The 17,437-nt window shown below is 66.0% G+C and carries 16 protein-coding genes; 9 read left to right on the forward strand and 7 right to left on the reverse strand.

Going from position 1 to position 17,437, the window contains the following annotated elements:
* Position 1 precedes the first annotated feature (1 nt).
* From acs to ltaE, 3 genes are all read left to right on the forward strand, one after another.
* Positions 2-1,981 (forward strand): acetate--CoA ligase, encoded by a 1,980-nt coding sequence (gene acs / locus HG262_RS15935; protein ID WP_169271931.1) that lies wholly within the window; start codon positions 2-4, stop codon positions 1,979-1,981.
* A gap of 128 nt (positions 1,982-2,109) precedes the next feature.
* Positions 2,110-2,997, forward strand: coding sequence for a DMT family transporter (locus HG262_RS15940; RefSeq protein ID WP_348984396.1), 888 nt, complete (start codon positions 2,110-2,112; stop codon positions 2,995-2,997).
* Between the two features lie 58 nt (positions 2,998-3,055).
* Positions 3,056-4,066, forward strand: a complete 1,011-nt coding sequence (gene ltaE, locus HG262_RS15945; protein WP_169271932.1) for a low-specificity L-threonine aldolase — start codon at positions 3,056-3,058, stop codon at positions 4,064-4,066.
* A 10-nt stretch (positions 4,067-4,076) separates the two neighbouring features.
* Here the strand turns inward: ltaE and HG262_RS15950 are convergent, their stop codons facing one another.
* From HG262_RS15950 to HG262_RS15975, 6 genes are all read right to left on the reverse strand, one after another.
* The gene (locus HG262_RS15950) at positions 4,077-5,402 is read right to left on the reverse strand and encodes an aspartate aminotransferase family protein (protein ID WP_169271933.1); all 1,326 of its coding nucleotides are present in this window, start codon (positions 5,400-5,402) and stop codon (positions 4,077-4,079) included.
* Between the two features lie 172 nt (positions 5,403-5,574).
* Positions 5,575-6,456: a GntR family transcriptional regulator gene (locus HG262_RS15955; RefSeq protein WP_169271934.1), complete on the reverse strand. Its 882-nt coding sequence runs from the start codon at positions 6,454-6,456 to the stop codon at positions 5,575-5,577.
* 131 nt (positions 6,457-6,587) lie between these two features.
* Positions 6,588-6,932 carry an antibiotic biosynthesis monooxygenase gene (locus tag HG262_RS15960; protein ID WP_169271935.1) on the reverse strand — a complete coding sequence of 115 codons (345 nt, stop codon included), beginning with the start codon at positions 6,930-6,932 and terminating at the stop codon, positions 6,588-6,590.
* The gene (locus HG262_RS15965; protein ID WP_169271936.1) at positions 6,929-8,032 is read right to left on the reverse strand and encodes a cytochrome P450; all 1,104 of its coding nucleotides are present in this window, start codon (positions 8,030-8,032) and stop codon (positions 6,929-6,931) included. The genes HG262_RS15960 and HG262_RS15965 overlap by 4 nt, the downstream gene beginning before the upstream one ends.
* A 71-nt stretch (positions 8,033-8,103) precedes the next feature.
* Positions 8,104-8,970: an NAD-dependent epimerase/dehydratase family protein gene (locus tag HG262_RS15970; protein WP_169271937.1), complete on the reverse strand. Its 867-nt coding sequence runs from the start codon at positions 8,968-8,970 to the stop codon at positions 8,104-8,106.
* A 67-nt stretch (positions 8,971-9,037) separates the two neighbouring features.
* Entirely contained in the window at positions 9,038-10,684 is a 1,647-nt protein-coding gene (locus HG262_RS15975; protein ID WP_169271938.1) for an electron transfer flavoprotein-ubiquinone oxidoreductase, read from the reverse strand.
* A gap of 113 nt (positions 10,685-10,797) precedes the next feature.
* Between HG262_RS15975 and HG262_RS15980 the strand changes: the two genes are divergently transcribed.
* The 3 genes from HG262_RS15980 to HG262_RS15990 all read left to right on the forward strand — a co-directional run bounded on the left by HG262_RS15980 (position 10,798) and on the right by HG262_RS15990 (position 12,900).
* The gene (locus HG262_RS15980; RefSeq protein WP_169271939.1) at positions 10,798-11,247 is read left to right on the forward strand and encodes an acyl-CoA thioesterase; all 450 of its coding nucleotides are present in this window, start codon (positions 10,798-10,800) and stop codon (positions 11,245-11,247) included.
* Between the two features lie 288 nt (positions 11,248-11,535).
* On the forward strand, positions 11,536-12,234 hold the full coding sequence (locus HG262_RS15985) for a CoA transferase subunit A (protein ID WP_054423951.1): 699 nt from the start codon (positions 11,536-11,538) through the stop codon (positions 12,232-12,234).
* 12 nt (positions 12,235-12,246) lie between these two features.
* Positions 12,247-12,900, forward strand: a complete 654-nt coding sequence (locus HG262_RS15990) for a CoA transferase subunit B (protein ID WP_169271940.1) — start codon at positions 12,247-12,249, stop codon at positions 12,898-12,900.
* A 77-nt stretch (positions 12,901-12,977) separates the two neighbouring features.
* Here the strand turns inward: HG262_RS15990 and HG262_RS15995 are convergent, their stop codons facing one another.
* Positions 12,978-13,436 carry a GNAT family N-acetyltransferase gene (locus tag HG262_RS15995; protein WP_169271941.1) on the reverse strand — a complete coding sequence of 153 codons (459 nt, stop codon included), beginning with the start codon at positions 13,434-13,436 and terminating at the stop codon, positions 12,978-12,980.
* A gap of 197 nt (positions 13,437-13,633) precedes the next feature.
* On the opposite strand from HG262_RS15995, the gene HG262_RS16000 reads away from it, so the two are divergent.
* The 3 genes from HG262_RS16000 to HG262_RS16010 are packed head-to-tail and all read left to right on the forward strand — an operon-like array spanning position 13,634 to position 17,417.
* Positions 13,634-14,509 (forward strand): MurR/RpiR family transcriptional regulator, encoded by an 876-nt coding sequence (locus HG262_RS16000; RefSeq protein ID WP_169271942.1) that lies wholly within the window; start codon positions 13,634-13,636, stop codon positions 14,507-14,509.
* Positions 14,506-15,486 (forward strand): isoaspartyl peptidase/L-asparaginase, encoded by a 981-nt coding sequence (locus HG262_RS16005; RefSeq protein ID WP_169271943.1) that lies wholly within the window; start codon positions 14,506-14,508, stop codon positions 15,484-15,486. The genes HG262_RS16000 and HG262_RS16005 overlap by 4 nt, the downstream gene beginning before the upstream one ends.
* Positions 15,487-15,530: 44 nt before the next feature.
* Entirely contained in the window at positions 15,531-17,417 is a 1,887-nt protein-coding gene (locus tag HG262_RS16010) for a dipeptide ABC transporter ATP-binding protein (RefSeq protein WP_169271944.1), read from the forward strand.
* The last annotated feature ends 20 nt before the right edge of the window (positions 17,418-17,437 follow it).

The raw sequence follows: 17,437 nt of genomic DNA on the forward strand, positions 1-17,437 counted from the left end.
CATGTCGAATGCCATTGAGTCCGTACTGGTAGAAACCCGCGTCTTTCCGCCGCCCGAGCGTGCGGCGCAGGGCGCGGCGATTCCCAGCATGGACGCCTATAACGCGTTGTGCGCCCAGGTCGAAAACGATTTCGACGGTTTCTGGGCCGGCCAGGCCCGCGACAACCTGACGTGGACAAAGCCGTTCACGCAGGTGCTGGACGAATCCGACGCCCCGTTCTACCGCTGGTTCGGCGACGGCGAACTGAACGTCTCGGCCAACTGCCTGGACGTGCACCTGACCAACGGCAACGCCGACAAGACGGCCATCATTTTCGAGGGCGACGACGGCACGGTGAATAAGGTCACCTACCGCGAACTGCTGGCGCGCGTGTGCCGCTTCGCCAACGGCCTGGCCGGGCTGGGATACAAGAAGGGCGACCGCGCCATCATCTACATGCCCATGTCGATCGAAGCCGTGGTGGCCATGCAGGCCTGCGCGCGCCTGGGCGTGACGCATTCGGTGGTGTTCGGCGGCTTCTCGGCCAAGAGCCTGCAAGAGCGCATCGTGGACGTGGGCGCGTCGCTGGTCATCACCGCCGACGAGCAGGTGCGCGGCGGCAAGACCATTCCGCTGAAAGTCGCGGTGGAAGACGCCATCGCGATGGGCGGCTGCGAAGCCATTTCCAAGATCATCGTGTACCGCCGCACCGGCGGCAAGGTGCAATGGACCGAAGGCCGCGACCTGTGGATGCACGAGGTCGAGGCCGGCCAGCCCGACACCTGCGAGCCCGTGCCGGTCAATGCCGAGCACCCGCTGTTCATCCTCTACACGTCCGGTTCCACGGGCAAGCCCAAGGGCGTGCAGCATTCGTCGGCGGGCTACCTGCTGTGGGCGCTGCTGACCGTGAAGTGGACGTTCGACGCCCGCAAGGACGACGTCTACTGGTGCACGGCCGACGTGGGCTGGGTCACGGGCCACACTTACATCACCTACGGCCCGCTGGCCGCCGGCCTGACGCAGGTCGTGTTCGAAGGCGTGCCGACCTACCCGAACGCCGGCCGCTTCTGGGACATGATCGCGCGCCATAAGGTCACCACGTTCTACACGGCGCCCACCGCCATCCGTTCGCTGATCAAGGCGTCCGAGGCGACGCCCGAGGCGCATCCGAAAAACTACGATCTGGACAGCCTGCGCATCATCGGCACGGTGGGCGAGCCCATCAACCCCGAAGCCTGGATCTGGTATCACAAGAACGTCGGCCGCGAACGCTGCCCGATCGTGGACACGTGGTGGCAGACCGAAACCGGCGGCCACATGATCACCCCGCTGCCGGGCGCCACGCCGACCAAGCCGGGCTCGTGCACGCTACCGCTGCCCGGTATCGCGGCGGCCATCGTCGATGAAACCGGCGGCGACGTCGAAAAGGGCAATGGCGGCTTCCTGGTCATCAAGCGTCCGTGGCCCGCGATGATCCGCAACATCTGGGGCGATCCGGAACGCTTCAAGAAAAGCTACTTCCCGTCCGAACTGCGCGGCTATTACCTGGCCGGCGACGGCGCGCAGCGCGACGCGGACGGCTACTTCTGGATCATGGGCCGGATCGACGACGTGCTGAACGTGTCGGGCCACCGCCTGGGCACGATGGAGGTCGAATCGGCGCTGGTGGCGCATGAGCTGGTGGCGGAAGCCGCCGTGGTGGGCCGTCCTGACGACACGACCGGCGAAGCCGTGGTGGCGTTCGTGGTGCTGAAGCAGGCGCGTCCGGAAGGCGCCGAGGCGCAGGCCATCGCCAAGCTGCTGCGCGACTGGGTGGCCAAGGAGATCGGCCCCATCGCCAAGCCCAAGGACATCCGCTTTGGCGACAACCTGCCCAAGACGCGTTCGGGCAAGATCATGCGCCGCCTGCTGCGCGTGGTGGCCAAGGGCGAGGAAGTCACGCAGGACGTGTCCACGCTGGAGAACCCGGCCATCCTGGAACAGTTGGCCAAGCCCCTGTAAGCGCCTCCGGCCGCAAGCGGCAGGAAGCTTGCGGCAGGACGGGAGCATAATGTCAGACGCCCGCACCGGTAAGCGCCGGTCCGGGCGTCTTTTCTTTTTTTCACCCCTTACTACACGGAGCCACGGACGTGAGCCGCAGCAGTTTCGATCGCGCAGGGCTGGCCCTGATGCTCAGCACCATCGTGGTGTGGGCAGGCAGTTGGATCGCGATGAAACTGATCGTGCCCTACATCGGTCCGTTCGACTTCGTGGCGCTGCGCTACGTAACGGGCAGCCTGGTGCTGTTCGCGTTGGCGATCGCCACGCGGCGGCCGCTGGCCATGCCGCCGTGGAAATTGACCCTGCTGATCGGGTTGACGCAAACGGCGGGGTTCCAGGGCTTTGTGCAGACGGCGCTGGTGTCGGGCGGCGTGGGCAAGGTTTCGCTGATGGCCTACACGATGCCGTTCTGGGTGGTGTTGTTCGCCTGGTGGCTGCTGGGTGAGCGCCCGTCGATCCGGCACGCCCTGGGCATCGGCCTGGCGGCGGTGGGCCTGGTCTGTTTCGTGGAACCCTGGAACGGCCTGGGCGACATTCGCCCCGTGCTGCTGGGCCTGGGCAGTGGCCTGTGCTGGGGCGTGGGCACCGTGCTGTCCAAGCGGATGTTCGAACGCCATGCCCCCGACGTGATGACATTCACCGCCTGGCAGATGTTGTTTGGCGGACTGGTCATGGTGCCGGTGGCCTATCTGGTGCCGCAAATGACCGCGCAGTGGCACTGGCCGCTTTGGACCGGCATGGCCTACATCGTGCTGATCGCGACGGCAGCGGGCTGGCTGCTGTGGCTGCAAGTGGTGCGCCGCGTTCCCGCGTCGATCGCGGGGTTGTCCAGCCTGGGCGTGCCTGTCGTGGCGATGCTGTTGGCTTGGGTGATCCTGTCCGAACGCCCTTCGCTGGGTGAAGTCGGCGGCATGGTCCTGATCCTGGCCGGCATCTTCGTCGTCAGTCGCGCGGCGCCCGCGGCGCGCGTGTCGTGATTGGGCCGTTCACATTTCCGCCTTCCTTCCGCTTCCATTCCCTTTCCAAGGACTTCCCATGATCGATCTGCGTAGCGACACTGTCACACGGCCCTCGGCGGCCATGTTGCAGGCGATGGTTTCCGCCCCGTTGGGCGATGACGTAATGGGCGACGATCCGACCGTGATCCAGCTGCAGGTGGCCGTGGCCGAGCGCGCGGGCAAGGCGGCGGGGCTTTTCTTCCCGTCCGGCACGCAAAGCAACCTGGCCGCGCTGATGGCGCATTGCGACCGGGGCGACGAATACCTGGTGGGACAATTGGCCCACACCTACAAATACGAAGGCGGTGGCGCGGCGGTGCTGGGCAGCATCCAGCCGCAACCCATCGAGCACGCGGAAGACGGGTCGCTGCCGCTGGAAAAACTGGCGGCAGCGGTGAAGCCGTTGGGCGACGCGCATTTTGCCCGCACCCGCTTGCTGGCGTTGGAGAACACCTTCCATGGCAAGCTGATCCCGGCGGCCTACATCCAGGCCGCGACGGACTGGGCGCGCGGTCAGGGCCTGGGCACGCACCTGGACGGCGCGCGCGTATTCAATGCGGCCGTGGCCAGCGGCAAACCCTTGGCTGACATGTGCCGGCCCTTCGATTCGGTATCCATCTGTTTTTCGAAGGGCCTGGGCGCGCCGGTGGGCTCCGTGCTGGTGGGCAGCCAGGAACTGATCGCCCGCGCGCACCGTTGGCGCAAGATGCTGGGCGGCGGCTTGCGCCAGTCCGGCGTGCTGGCGGCCGCATGCCTCTACGCGCTGGCGCACAACGTCGATCGGTTGGCCGACGACCACGAGAACGCCCGCGCGCTGGCGGAGGGCTTGCGCGCCATTCCCGGCGTCAAGGTCTTGAGCCAGGACACCAACATGCTGTTCGTGGAATTTGAGCCGTCGCGCTGCGAGGCGTTGACGGCCGCATTGGCCAAGGACGATATCCAGATGCGCGCCGTCTACGGCGGCCCGACGCGCCTGGTGACGCACCTGGACGTGTCCGCCGACGATGTGCGGCGGGTCGTCCAGGCCGTGGCGCGCCATCTGGCCTGAGCCGCGCGGATCAGGCGCTGGCGCGCAGCACGTCCGCCAGCACGGTGAAAAGCTCGTCGATCTGGGCGCGTTCGATGATGAGCGGGGGCGACAGCAGCATCGTGTCGCCCGCCGACCGGATCAGGCATCCGCGTTCCAGGCAGGCGTTGTGCACCGCATAGGCGCGCTGGCCTGGCTGGCCTTCCAGCGGCGCCAGTTCAATCGCCGCCAGCAGGCCGATGTTGCGGATGTCGACCACGTGCGGCAGTCCTTTCAGGCTATGCGCCGCGTCCTCCCAATAACGCGACAGTTCCTGGCTGCGTTGAAACAGGCCTTCCCGGCGGCAGATGTCCAGTGTCGCCAAGCCGGCCGCGCATGCGACCGGATGGCCCGAATAGGTGTAGCCGTGCGCCAGCTCGATGACGTTTTCCGGCCCCTGCATGAACGCGTCGTACACGTGCCGCTGCACCAGCGTCGCGCCCATGGGGATGGCGCCGTTGGTCAGGCCCTTGGCGCTGGTGATGATGTCCGGCTTGACGCCGAAATAGGATGACGCGAAGGCGCCGTCGATGCGGCCGAACGCACAGATCACCTCATCGAATATCAGCAGAATGCCGTGTGCGTCGCAGATGTCGCGCAGCCGCTGCAGGTACCCCCGGGGCGGCACGATCACGCCGGTGGAACCGGCGACCGGTTCGACGATGACCGCGGCGATGGTCGAGGCGTCGTGCAGCGCCACAATGCGTTCCAGCGTGTCGGCCAGATGGGCGCCCCAATCCGGCTGGCCGCGCGTATAGGCCATCTGCTGGCGGTCATAGGTGTGGGGCAGGTGGTCCACGAAGGGCAGCAGATTGCCGAAAGGCTTGCGATGGCCGCCGATGCCCGACACCGACAGGCCGCCGAACCCCACGCCGTGATAAGACCGTTCGCGCCCGATCAGCCGCACGCGCTGGCCCTGGCCTCGCGCCCGGTGGTAGCCCAGCGCGATTTTCAGGGCGGTGTCGACCGCCTCTGATCCCGAGTTCGAAAAGAAGACGTTGGAAAAGCCCGCGGGCGCTTCGGCGCACAATGCATCGGCCAGCTCGAAGGCCAGCGGGTGGCTCATCTGGAACGACGGCGCGTAGTCCAGCTCGTAAGCGGTGCGGGCGATGGTTTCGACGATTTCAGGGCGGCGGTGGCCCGCGTTCACGCACCACAGGCCGGCGATGCCGTCCAGCACGCGACGGCCGTCGGGGCGGATGTAGTGCATGCCTTCGGCGGCGCTGAACAGCACCGGATCCCGCTTGACGCGCCGATTGGCGGTGAAGGGCATCCAATAGGCTTCGGGATTGGGGGAGGAAGCGGGGAGCGACGGCATGGGAGATCCTGCGCAGGTAGATTCGGGTTTGCCTATTTTGTATTAAATAAATAATAAATACAATATGGGCCGTGAGCCAGCGCCTGCGCAAGGCCCATGCGTCAGCCCTCGCCGGCCGACGGCGGGCGGGGCGCGGGAAGGGGGCGCGGGAAGGGGGCGCGGGAAGGGGGCGTCAGGAGGCTTGCAGCGAAGCTTTCAGGTGGCGGCGCATCAGTTGCGCCGCCCATTCCTGGTCGCCCGATTCCAGTGCTTCGATGATCTGCAGGTGTTCGCTGCTGGAGTTGACGAAGCGCGCGTCGCGATAGAACGCGGCGTGTTCTTCCAGCCGGCGCAACTGGTTCTGCTGCTGCACCGCCTGCAGGATGTAGCGGTTGCCCGAGAAGCGGGCCAGCAATTCATGGAAGGACGCGTTCAGCGCGAAGAAATCGGTGGCCGAGATGTCGGCGTCGTCGCGTTGAATCAGCGCTTCGTGCGCGGCGCGCATACGCGCCAGCGCCGGTTTGTCGACACGGAACGTGGGTTCCAGCAACCCGGCGCATTCGATGGTCATGCGGAAGCGGTAGCTCTCGCTGAGCGCTTCGGCGCTTTCAAGCGACGGGGCGAATTGCCAGCCGTGCCCTTTGCGCTTTTCAATCAGCCCGTCGGCAGACAGTTGCAGAAGCGTCTTGGCCAATACGCTGCGCGGGGCGCCATAGCGTTGGAGCAGCTCGCGTTCCGTGAAGGTTTCGGGCAGGCCGCGCGAGGCGCGGTCATCGATCAGCCGTCGATAGAGTTCGTTTTGCGTGGGACCGGTGCTTTCGAACAGGGGCGCGCCCGCCGCTGCGTTGTCGGCGACGGTATAGCCGCTGTTGGGGCGGTGGGTGATCAGGCCCTGGGCGGCCAGCAAGCGCAGCGCGCCGCGCACGGGCGTGCGCGACACCTTGTAGGCCGCGGCCAGCGCTTCTTCGGACAGGTGATCGCCCGGCGGGTAGCGCCGCGCCACGATGTCTTCAGCGATATGGCGCGCCAGATCGACTTGCAGCGGCGTGGGGCGGGCGGGGGCGGCGGTGGACATGGCGCGTCGGCGTGGCGGAAAAAGGCGGCGAAGCGGGAATGGTACCGGAGAGCCGCTGGCCATTGCACAAAGACATAAGCGGCATGGTTTGGGTTTTGTATAAGATTAATACAAAGCTCGGGGTGCCTCGCTCAGCCATGACGGCTGCGGCTATCGGACGGGGCCTCATCGCGTTCGGCCATGCCGTAATCCCGCAGCACCTGGGCCACCCGCAGGCGATAGTTCTGGAACACGCCGCCGCGCCCCGCTTCCTGCGCGCGGCGATGCGATTCCAGCGAACGCCAGCGCTTGACCGCGTCTTCATCGCGCCAGAATGACAGCGACAGCAGCTTGCCCGGTTGGCTCAGGCTTTGGAAGCGCTCGACGGAAATGAATCCGTCGATGGCCTTGAGCTCGTCGATCAGGCCCGCGGCGATCTGCAGGTAGGGGTCGGGGTTGCCATGGGCGGGTTCGACTTCGAATATCACGGCGATCATGGGGTGGGTTCCTTTGAAAACGCGAATTGCGGCACGCGTGCATTGGGCAGCGGCCGATAACGGAAACGGGATGCCAGGGCGGCCGGGTCAGCGCCCGCCCGCAGCAAATGGGCCAGCGCGTCCGCAGCGTGGCGGCGCGCCAGGCCTTGGCCCGGGCAGGCGTGGCCGTGTGCGCCGAATGTCCAGCCGGCATCGGGCTGGACCGTCGCCGCGGCGGCCAGCACCAGCAGCACGGTCTGGCCGGCCTCGATCCGCTGGCCGCCCACCGTGACGGCGTCCGCCAGGAACCGCCGCGTGTTGTGCAGGGGCGGGTCGTGGCGGATGACATGGCCGACGATCGCGTCGGCCTCGGCGCGGGCCGCGTCGGCAGACAGGCCGCGCCTGCCGGCATGGATCAGCGCGTTGCCCAGCAGCCCGGCGCCCGCTTCGCAAGACTGAAACAGCAGGCCGATAAGGTTCGCCGCCAGCACGGCAACGGGGATTGCCGCGCGGACGCCGTCTTCGCGTAGTTTGCGCAGGGCCGGGGCGGCGTCGCCCGCAAGCAGGAGGGATTCCAGGCGGGTCTGCAGCACGTCGGCGGCGGCATGCCCGGCGGCGACCTGGTCCGCATCCGCCGTGGCGGGCAGGGCGGACACGAAGGCGGAGATCCGCGCCGCGCTATCGGTGTGCAGCGCGGTCGGCAGCCCCAGGAAGGCCGCTTGCGCATGCACCGGCGCGGCGGTCAGATAGCGATCCACAGCGGTGGCGTCCAAGGCCGGCGTCATGGGCCATTGCGGGGTACAGGGCTGCTCGGCTTGTTCCTGGATGAAGGCGGCCAGCAGGGCCTTCAGCCGCGTGTGCAGGGCGCCGTCGTTCATGCGCACGAAGCGGCCGAACAGCTCGCCTGCCGGGCCGGCGCACACGCCTCGCGGCACGGGCTCCGATGGCGGACGGACGCGCGCGGCGGGGGCGCGCATCACGGCCTGGATCGTGTCCGGATGGCTGGCGACCCAAAGGTCCAGCGCGTCGTCCCGGTACAGCGGTTGCTCGCGCGCCAGCGCGGCGTAGTAGGGGTAAGGGTCGGGGTGTGTGACGGCAAGCAGGGGATGGGCGGGAAACATGGCGTGGCCGGTGGGGGATCCGGCTGCCAGTATCCGCCGCCCGTGCACGCAACGATTCGATGGCGGGCGAACTATGCCTGCGCCGTACCGGATGGAGGGGCGCCGGCATCCGCCAGCAGCGCGGCGTACCCGAGGCGGGAATCCGGCCACTGCAGCGTGAATCCGCTTGCCCGCAACCTGGCGTTGCTGAGTTTTTTGCTGCCCACGTTCGCCGGGGCGGGCGCGATGCGTGGCGCAGGCGCGCCGACCATCGCCGCCAGGTCCGCATACAAGGCATGCAACGGCAGCGGCGTGTCGTCGCAACCGATGTAGACGGGATCCACGTCGGGCAGCAACGCCAGATGCACGACCGCGGCCGCCGCATCGTCGATATGGATGCGGTTGGCCCAATGTTCGGGCTGCACGGGGGCGCCGGCTGTCCCGCTGCGCAGGCGTTCGATCAATTGCAGCCGGCCTGGCCCGTACAGGCCCGCCAGCCGCAACGAGGTGGACGACAGGCCGCGTGCGGCCAGCGCTGCCTCGGCCTGCAGCAGCACCTGACCGTTGAAGCCTTGCGGGGCGGGCGGCGTGTCTTCATTCACCCAGCCGCCTTCGTGCTCGCCATAGACGGCGCTGGACGACACGAACACCACCCGCCTGAGCCGCGAGGCGTCCAGCGCGTCCAGCACGGCCTGCAGGCCGTCGATGAAGACGCCCCGGTAGACCGCCGCGTCGCGCGAGCCGGGGGCGGGCAGGTGGATCAGCCGGGTCACGCCTGCGGGTAGCGCAGGCAGGCTGGCGGGCTGCGTGATGTCGCCTTGCAGCCACCGGATGCCGCTGTCGTCGTCCTGGGGCGGATGCCGGCGCAGCGCATGGACCTCGTCGCCGCGCGCCAGGAAGCGCCGGGCGACGCGCTGGCCCAGGTCGCCGCAGCCAATGAGAAGTACGCGTTCGGTCATGGAGGTCACCTGAAAAATGAAAAAGCGCCCCAAGGGGCGCCTTGTGGCGGGGCGGGCCCCGGCCGGATCACATGCCGCTGTACACCGGCCCTTCGCCGCCTTGCGGCGCCACCCAGACGATGTTCTGGGTCGGGTCCTTGATGTCGCAGGTCTTGCAGTGCACGCAATTCTGCGCGTTGATCTGCAGGCGGTCGTCGCCGTGGTCGTCCTTGATGAACTCGTATACGCCGGCCGGGCAGTAGCGCGATTCCGGGCCGCCGTATTTGGCCAGGTTGACGCTGACCGGCACCGACGGATCCTTCAAGGTCAGGTGGATGGGCTCGTTTTCCTCATGGTTGGTGTTCGAGATGAACACCGAGCTGAGCTTGTCGAACGTGAGCTTGCCGTCGGGCTTGGGGTAGTCGATGCGGGCGCATTCCGATGCCGGTTGCAGACAGGCGTGGTCGGGCTTGCTGTGGCGCAGGGTCCACGGCATCTTGCCCTTGAGCAACAGTTGCTCGACGCCTGTCATCACGGTGGCGATGGTGCGGCCCTTCTTGAACCACTGCTTGAAATTGCGCGCCTTGTTCAATTCGGCGTGCAACCAGGAAGCCTCGAACGCCTGAGGGTAGGCGGTCAGTTCGTCCTGGCGGCGGTCGGCCACGAGCGCGTCGAACGCGGCTTCAGCGGCCAGCTTGCCGGACTTGATGGCGGCGTGGCTGCCCTTGATGCGCGACGCGTTCAGGAAGCCGGCTTCGCAGCCGACCAGCGCGCCGCCCGGGAACGTCAGTTTCGGCAGCGACAGCAGGCCGCCCGCCGTGATCGCGCGGGCGCCGTAGGCTATGCGCTTGCCGCCTTCGAACGTACCGCGGATGGCCGGGTGCGTCTTGTAGCGCTGGAATTCGTCGAACGGCGACAGCCAGGGATTGGCGTAGTCCAGGCCGACGATCATGCCCACGGCCACCAGGTTGTTGTCCAGGTGGTACAGGAACGAACCGCCGTAGGTGTCGGAATCCAGCGGCCAGCCGGCGGTGTGGATGACAAGTCCCGGCTTGGATTGCGCCGGGTCGACTTCCCACATTTCCTTAATGCCGATGCCATAGGCCTGCGGGTCGCGGCCGTCGTCGAGCTTGAAGCGTTCGATCAGCTGGCGGCCGAGTTGGCCGCGCGCGCCTTCGCCGAACACCGTATAGCGGGCATGCAGTTCCATGCCGGGCTGGTAGTGGTCGGTGTGCGAGCCGTCGCGGGCCACGCCCATGTCGCCGGTGGCAACACCGCGCACGGCGCCGTTTTCGTCGTACAGCACTTCGACGGCGGCAAAGCCGGGGAAAATGTCCACGCCCAGCGCTTCGGCCTGTTCGCCCATCCACTTGACGACGTCGCCCAAGCGGACGATGTAGTTGCCTTCGTTGTGGAAACAGGGCGGCAGCAGCCAGTTCGGCGTGGCGCGCGCGCCGGTCTGGGACAGGAACAGGAACTTGTCCTGCGTGACCGGCACGTTCAGTGGCGCGCCTTTTTCCTTCCAGTCGGGGATGAGCTCGGTCAGCGCCAGCGGGTCCATGACGGCGCCGGACAGGATGTGCGCACCCAGTTCCGCCCCTTTCTCCAGGACGCAGACGCCGATTTCCTGATTCTTTTCAGCGGCCAGCTGCTTTAGACGGATTGCGGTGGCCAGGCCGGCGGGTCCACCGCCAACCACGACCACGTCATATTCCATCGACTCGCGTTCAGACATTTGCAAAGCTCCCCGTATGTATTCCATATTTGGCTGGAAGTATTATCGGCGATTGTATTGCAGGCGGAGGCCATGTATGCCTTCGTATTTCTTTTAGCCTTCAGGAGTAATTGGTGAACCCGGACAATCTGTCTGCGCGGATTCTGGCGGTGGGCGATACCCATCAGGTGGAATTGCCTTTGCGTTGGGGCGACTCAGACGCCTTGAATCATCTGAACAACACGCTGTATTTCCGCCTCATGGAAGAGGCTCGCATGCAGATCCTGTACGACGCGGGCTTCGAGCTGCCCGCCGACAACGGCGCGATCCTGGCCCATGCCTCGTGCGATTTCCTGCGTCCACTGACCTATCCGGCCACCGTCCGCGTCACGCACAAGGTCACCCGCATCGGTCGTTCCAGCGCGGAATTCGAGCTGCTGCTGGAGAAGGCGGGGGACGACGCGGGCCCCTATGCCCGCGGGCGCAACGTGCTAGTCTGGATGGACTACGTGGCCAATACGTCCGCGCCGTGGCCGCAGGAAGTGCTGGCGCAGATGGCCACGCAGTTCAAGGCCGCCGCCTGAGGGCGGGCAATCCTGCAGGGGCTATCCGCCGAAAGCCCGCGCGTAATTGCCCGTCATGCCGTTAAAATCAAGCGCAAAATCAAAACAGAAATAAAGGGGCGCGCCACCCTCGGCGCCGCGACCCAGGGACATCGGGCAATGTCGCGCGATGCCACCGGGGCCGACGCCGGCAGCCGCGCTCCAAGGAAAGACAGGGCCTTCCCCGAATTTCTTGATCCCCATGCGGGACGGCCGCGCAAGCGGCGGGGCGGGCACTCTTGAGTTCTACCTTAACTAGGAGTTGGAGCGATGGACAAGGTTTTTGCAAGCGCCCAGGAGGCGCTGGCAGGCATCGTCAAGGACGGTCAGATGATCGCCGTGGGCGGTTTCGGCCTGTGCGGTATCCCCGAGGCCCTGATCGCCGCGTTGCGCGATTCGGGCGTGAAAGATCTGACCTGCATCAGCAACAATGCGGGCGTCGACGGTTTCGGCTTGGGCCAGTTGCTCAATACGCGCCAGGTTCGCAAGATGATCGCGTCGTATGTGGGCGAGAACAAGGAATTCGAACGCCAGTTCCTGTCGGGTGAACTCGAGCTTGAGTTCACCCCGCAGGGCACGCTGGCCGAGAAGCTGCGCGCTGGCGGCGCGGGCATCCCGGCGTTCTTCACGCGCACCGGCGTGGGCACCATCGTGGCCGACGGCAAGGAAATTCGCGAGTTCGACGGCCAGCAATACGTGATGGAGCGTTCGCTGGTGCCGGACGTGTCGCTGGTCAAGGCGCACATCGCAGACCGCAGCGGCAACCTGGTGTTCCGCAAGACGGCCCGCAACTTCAATCCGAACGTCGCGATGGCCGGCAAGTTCACGGTGGTCGAGGTCGAAGAGATCGTTGATACCGGCAGCCTGGATCCCGACCAGATCCACCTGCCCGGCATCTATGTGCAACGGATCGTGCTGAACACGACGCCGGAAAAGCGCATCGAACAACGCACCACTCGCCCGGCCTAAGGAGAAGACGACATGGCATGGTCCCGCGATGAAATGGCGGCGCGCGCCGCGCGCGAGCTGCAAGACGGTTTTTATGTGAATCTGGGCATCGGCTTGCCGACCCTGGTGGCCAACCACGTGCCCAAGGGCGTGGAAGTGTGGCTGCAATCCGAGAACGGCCTGCTGGGCATCGGCCCGTTCCCCACCGATGATGAAGTCGACGCTGACCTGATCAACGCCGGCAAGCAGACGGTGACGACGTTGCCGGGCTCGTCGATTTTCTCCTCCGCCGATTCGTTCGCGATGATCCGTGGCGGCAAGATCAACCTGGCCATCCTGGGCGCGATGCAGGTGTCCGAAAAGGGCGATCTGGCCAACTGGATGATCCCGGGCAAGATGGTCAAGGGCATGGGCGGCGCGATGGACCTGGTGGCCGGCGTCGGCCGCGTCGTGGTCCTGATGGAGCACGTGGCCAAGAAAAAGGACGGCACGGAAGACATCAAGCTGCTGCCCGAATGCAATCTGCCGCTGACCGGCGTGGGCGTGGTCGACCTGATCATCACCGACCTGGGCGTGATGGAAGTCACCGAAAATGGCCTGAAGCTGCTGGAAACGGCGCCGGGCGTGACGGTGGACGAGATCCAGTCCAAGACGCTGGCCAAGCTGGACGTATCGGCCGTCAAATAAACCGGCTGCCGTCCCGCACATGAAAACGCCCCGCAAGGGGCGTTTTTTTTGGGGTGAAGCAGTGAGGCCCGGAGCGGTCAGGCCGTTTCGTCCAGCCGCATTCCCACGTGCGGGATGCCATCTTCGATGTATTCCTCGGTGACCTGCACGAAACCGTGTCCGCCATAGTAGTTGGAGAGGCGGGCTTGGGCGCCCAGGTACATCGCGCGGCCGGGCCAGCGGTGGCGTACTTCCTGCATGGCGTGGCGGATCAATTCGTGGCCCAGGCCCTGGCCGCGCGTCCAGGGCGCGGTGATGACGCGCCCGATCTCGATCTGGCCGTCTTTCAACGACGGGTCCAGCATGCGGCAGTAGGCGGCCAATTGGCCGTCCTGCCATGCCATCAGGTGCGTCGTCTGACCGATCAGGTCCTTGCCGTCCATGTCCTGGAAGAGGCAGTTCTGTTCGATGACGAAGACTTCCGAGCGCAAGCGGAGAATCGCGTAGATCTCCGGCACGGTCAGGTCCTGGTGGGGTTTGCAGATCCAATCGGGCATCGCGTCAATCCAAGGCAATGGGTCAAAAGAAGGTGAAAAGCGGGGCGGGATAGCGTACCGCAAACCGGCCCCGTTTCTTTTGATGCACTGTTACATAAATTCACGGGTATACCCTTACTATGAAAATGAATTTTCTTATCTAAAATTTGTGTGTAAACAGATTTACATAAACTTCCGATAAGACCCATCCCCCACCGATGAACAAGGCCGCACTTACGATCGCTGATCGGATCGCCCGGGCTCAACCCGCGCTGAGCCGGACGCAGCACAAGATGGCCGAGTACGTGTTGGCGCACCAGTTCCGCGCCGCCACGATGACCATCGATGAGTTCGCGGCGGCGGTAGGGGTGTCGGTGGCCACGGCGAACCGCTTTGCGCGCGCCCTGGACCTGCCGGGCTATCCGCAATTCCGCGCCGAACTGGCGCGCGGATTCGAAGCCGCGCTGGAACCCGTCGAAAAGCTGCGTACCGAGCTGGCGCATTCCGCCAGCGCCGTGCAGATCTTCGCCGCCACGCTGGAAGAAGACATCCGCAATGCCCAGCGCAACCTGCAATCGCTGGACTCGGCCGCCTGTGAACAGGCGGTGCAAGCCATTCTGGCCGCTGACCGCGTGTTCATCATCGGTTTCGGCGCCAGCGGCTTTTTGGCCGGCCTGCTGCAACGCGGCCTGTGCATGAGCCTGCATTCCGTTGAATCGTTGGCCGGTCCCGGCGGCGTGTCGCACGCGGCGCGCCAAATGTCGCGCATGACGGCCAAAGATCTGGTGATCGCTATCGGTTTCCCGCGCTATCTGGCCGACACCGTGACGCTGGCCGCCGCGGCCAAACAGGCCGGCGTGCCGGTGCTGGTGCTGACCGACAAGCCCACGTCTCCGTTGGCGCCCACGGCATCCGTCGTGCTGTATGCGTTTTCTGCGCGCCAGCTGATCCCCAATTCCGAAACCGCCGCGCTGGGCTTGATTGAAGCCCTGTCCGCGGCCGTGGCCTATCGGGCCAAGAATTCCGTTGCGGCCGCCGCTGGGGTGACCCAGTCCGTGATGCCGTGGCTTATCCATGGAGTAGGTAAACGATGATTCAACCCGTGATTGCCATTCACGGTGGCGCCGGCGCGATGTCCCGCGCGGCCATGTCGCCCGAGAAAGAACAGGAATACCTGGCCGCCCTGGAGTCCATCCTGACCGCCGGCCAAGCCGTGCTGGCCCGTGGCGGTAGCGCCCTGGATGCCGTCACCGAAGCCGTGCGTCTGCTGGAAGACTGCCCGCTGTTCAACGCCGGCCACGGCGCGGTGTTCACCAGCGCCGGCACCCACGAGCTGGACGCCGCCATCATGGATGGCGCCACGCTGCGTTCGGGCGCCATCGCCAATGTGAACTGCGTGCGCAATCCGATCTTCGCCGCGCGCAAGGTCATGGAAACCAGCAAGCACGTGTTCTTCGTGGGCGAGGGCGCTGAAACCTTCGCGCGCGACGCGGGCCTGGAAATCGTCGACCCGTCGTATTTTTCGACCGATGCCCGTCGCGAACAACTGCTGCGTGTGCAGCGCGAAACGCCAGAAGCCGCCGTGCTGGACCACGACGGCCAAGCCATGGTCGCGCGCGGTCAGCCCGCGCCGGCCGATCCGCTGGACGCCGACAAGAAGTTCGGCACGGTGGGCGCGGTGGCCGTGGACGCCCAGGGCAACCTGGCCGCCGCCACCTCCACCGGCGGCATTACCAACAAGCAGGTCGGCCGCGTCGGCGACGCGCCCCTGATCGGCGCCGGCACCTACGCCAGCAACAAGACTTGCGCCGTCTCCACGACGGGCACCGGCGAGATGTTCATCCGCATGGTCTCGGCCTATGACGTGGCGGCGCAGATGGAATATTGCGGTGCGTCGCTGCAAGCGGCGGCGGATCGCGTCGTGATGGAAAAACTGCCCACCATCGGCGGCAAGGGCGGCCTGGTGGCCGTCGACGCCCAGGGCAATGTGGCCTTGCCGTTCAACACGGAAGGCATGTATCGGGGTTACGCCCGCGTGGGCGAAAAGCCGGTTACCGCGATCTATCGTTAAGCGGCGACGGGTTCGTTTTTTCAGTATTTGGGGATATTAAAGAGATGGTTGATCGCGCAAACAGCCTGGCGCTGCCGGAAAACCGCGTGGTCCAGGTCGACGACCTGACGGTGCGCTTCGTAGGTTCGGAGCGCACGGTCGAAGCCGTGCGCAACCTGTCGTTCCATGTGGACCGGGGTGAAACCCTGGCCATCGTGGGCGAATCGGGTTCGGGCAAGTCGGTGACGTCCCTGGCACTCATGCGTCTGGTGGAACATGGCGGCGGCCGCATCGCCCAGGGCAGCATGGCCCTGCGCCGGCGCAACGGCGCCGTGATCGACCTGGTCGGTTCCAGCCAACGCGTCATGCGCAATGTGCGCGGCGCGGACATGGCCATGATCTTCCAGGAGCCGATGACCTCCTTGAACCCGGTGTTCACGGCCGGCGACCAGATCGCCGAATCGATCCGCCAGCACCAGGGCAAGGACGCCGCGGCCGCGCGCGCCGAGGCGCTGCGCATGCTGGAGCAGGTGCGCATCCCGGAAGCCAAGTCGGTCCTGGACCGCTACCCGCACCAGTTGTCGGGCGGCATGCGCCAGCGCGTGATGATCGCGATGGCGCTGGCTTGCAAGCCGGCGCTGCTGATCGCCGACGAACCCACCACCGCGCTGGACGTCACCATCCAGGCGCAGATCCTGCAACTGATCCGTCAGCTGCAGGAAGAAATGCACATGGGCGTGGTGTTCATCACCCATGACATGGGCGTGGTTGCGGAAGTGGCCGACCGCGTGCTGGTCATGTATCGCGGCGACAAGGTCGAAGAGGGCCCGTCGGAGCAGGTCTTCTCCGCACCTAAGCACACCTACACCAAGGCGCTGCTGTCGGCCGTGCCGAAGCTGGGCGCCATGGAAGGCACCGACCTGCCCGCGCGCTTCCCGCTGCTGCAGGTGGAAGGCCAGGCGCAACCCGTGGCGGAACCCGCCACCGCCAGCACGCAAGTCGTGCCCGGCGAAAAGCGCGAACCCATCCTGAGCGTGCGCAACCTGGTGACCCGCTTCGATTTGCGCGGCGGCATCCTCAGCCGCGTGCAGCGCCGCGTGCACGCCGTGGAGCAGGTCAGCTTTGACCTGTTCCCGGGCGAAACCTTGTCGCTGGTGGGCGAGTCGGGCTGCGGCAAGTCCACGACGGGCCGCTCGCTGCTGCGTCTGGTGGACAGCCAGGGCGGCGAGATCAAGTTCGGCGGGCGCGACATCGTGCGCCTGAAGAACAGTGAACTGCAATCCCTGCGCCGCGACATCCAGTTCGTGTTCCAGGACCCGTTCGCTTCGCTGGATCCGCGCGTCACCGTCGGCTTTTCCATCATGGAGCCGCTGCTGGTGCACGGCGTGGCCAAGGGCCGCGACGCCGAGCGCCGCGTGGCCGAATTGCTTGAGCGCGTGGGCATGCCGCCGGAAATGGCGCAGCGCTACCCGCATGAATTCTCGGGCGGCCAGCGCCAGCGCATCTGCATCGCGCGCGCGCTTGCCCTGAACCCGAAGGTTGTGATCGCGGACGAATCGGTGTCGGCGCTGGACGTGTCGATCCAGGCCCAGATCGTGAACCTGCTGATCGACCTGCAGCGCGACATGGGCATTTCGTTCCTGTTCATTTCGCACGATATGGCCGTGGTCGAGCGAGTTAGCCATCGCGTGGCCGTGATGTACCTGGGCCAGATCGTCGAGATCGGCCCGCGCCGCGCCATTTTCGAGAACCCGCAGCACCCGTACACCAAGAAGCTGATGTCGGCCGTGCCGATCGCCGATCCGGCGCGCCGCCATCTGAAGCGCACCTTGCTGTCCGATGAAATCCCCAGCCCCATCCGCAAGCTCGGCGACGAGCCGGTGGTGCAGCCGCTGGTGCAGGTTGGAACCGATCACTTCGTTGCCCGCCATCCGGTCGGCGGCGCGTATTGATTCCGTTGTCGTACTTGTTT

Origin of the sequence: Achromobacter sp. Bel (assembly GCF_012928505.1) — a bacterium.
Lineage (GTDB): Bacteria > Pseudomonadota > Gammaproteobacteria > Burkholderiales > Burkholderiaceae_B > Achromobacter.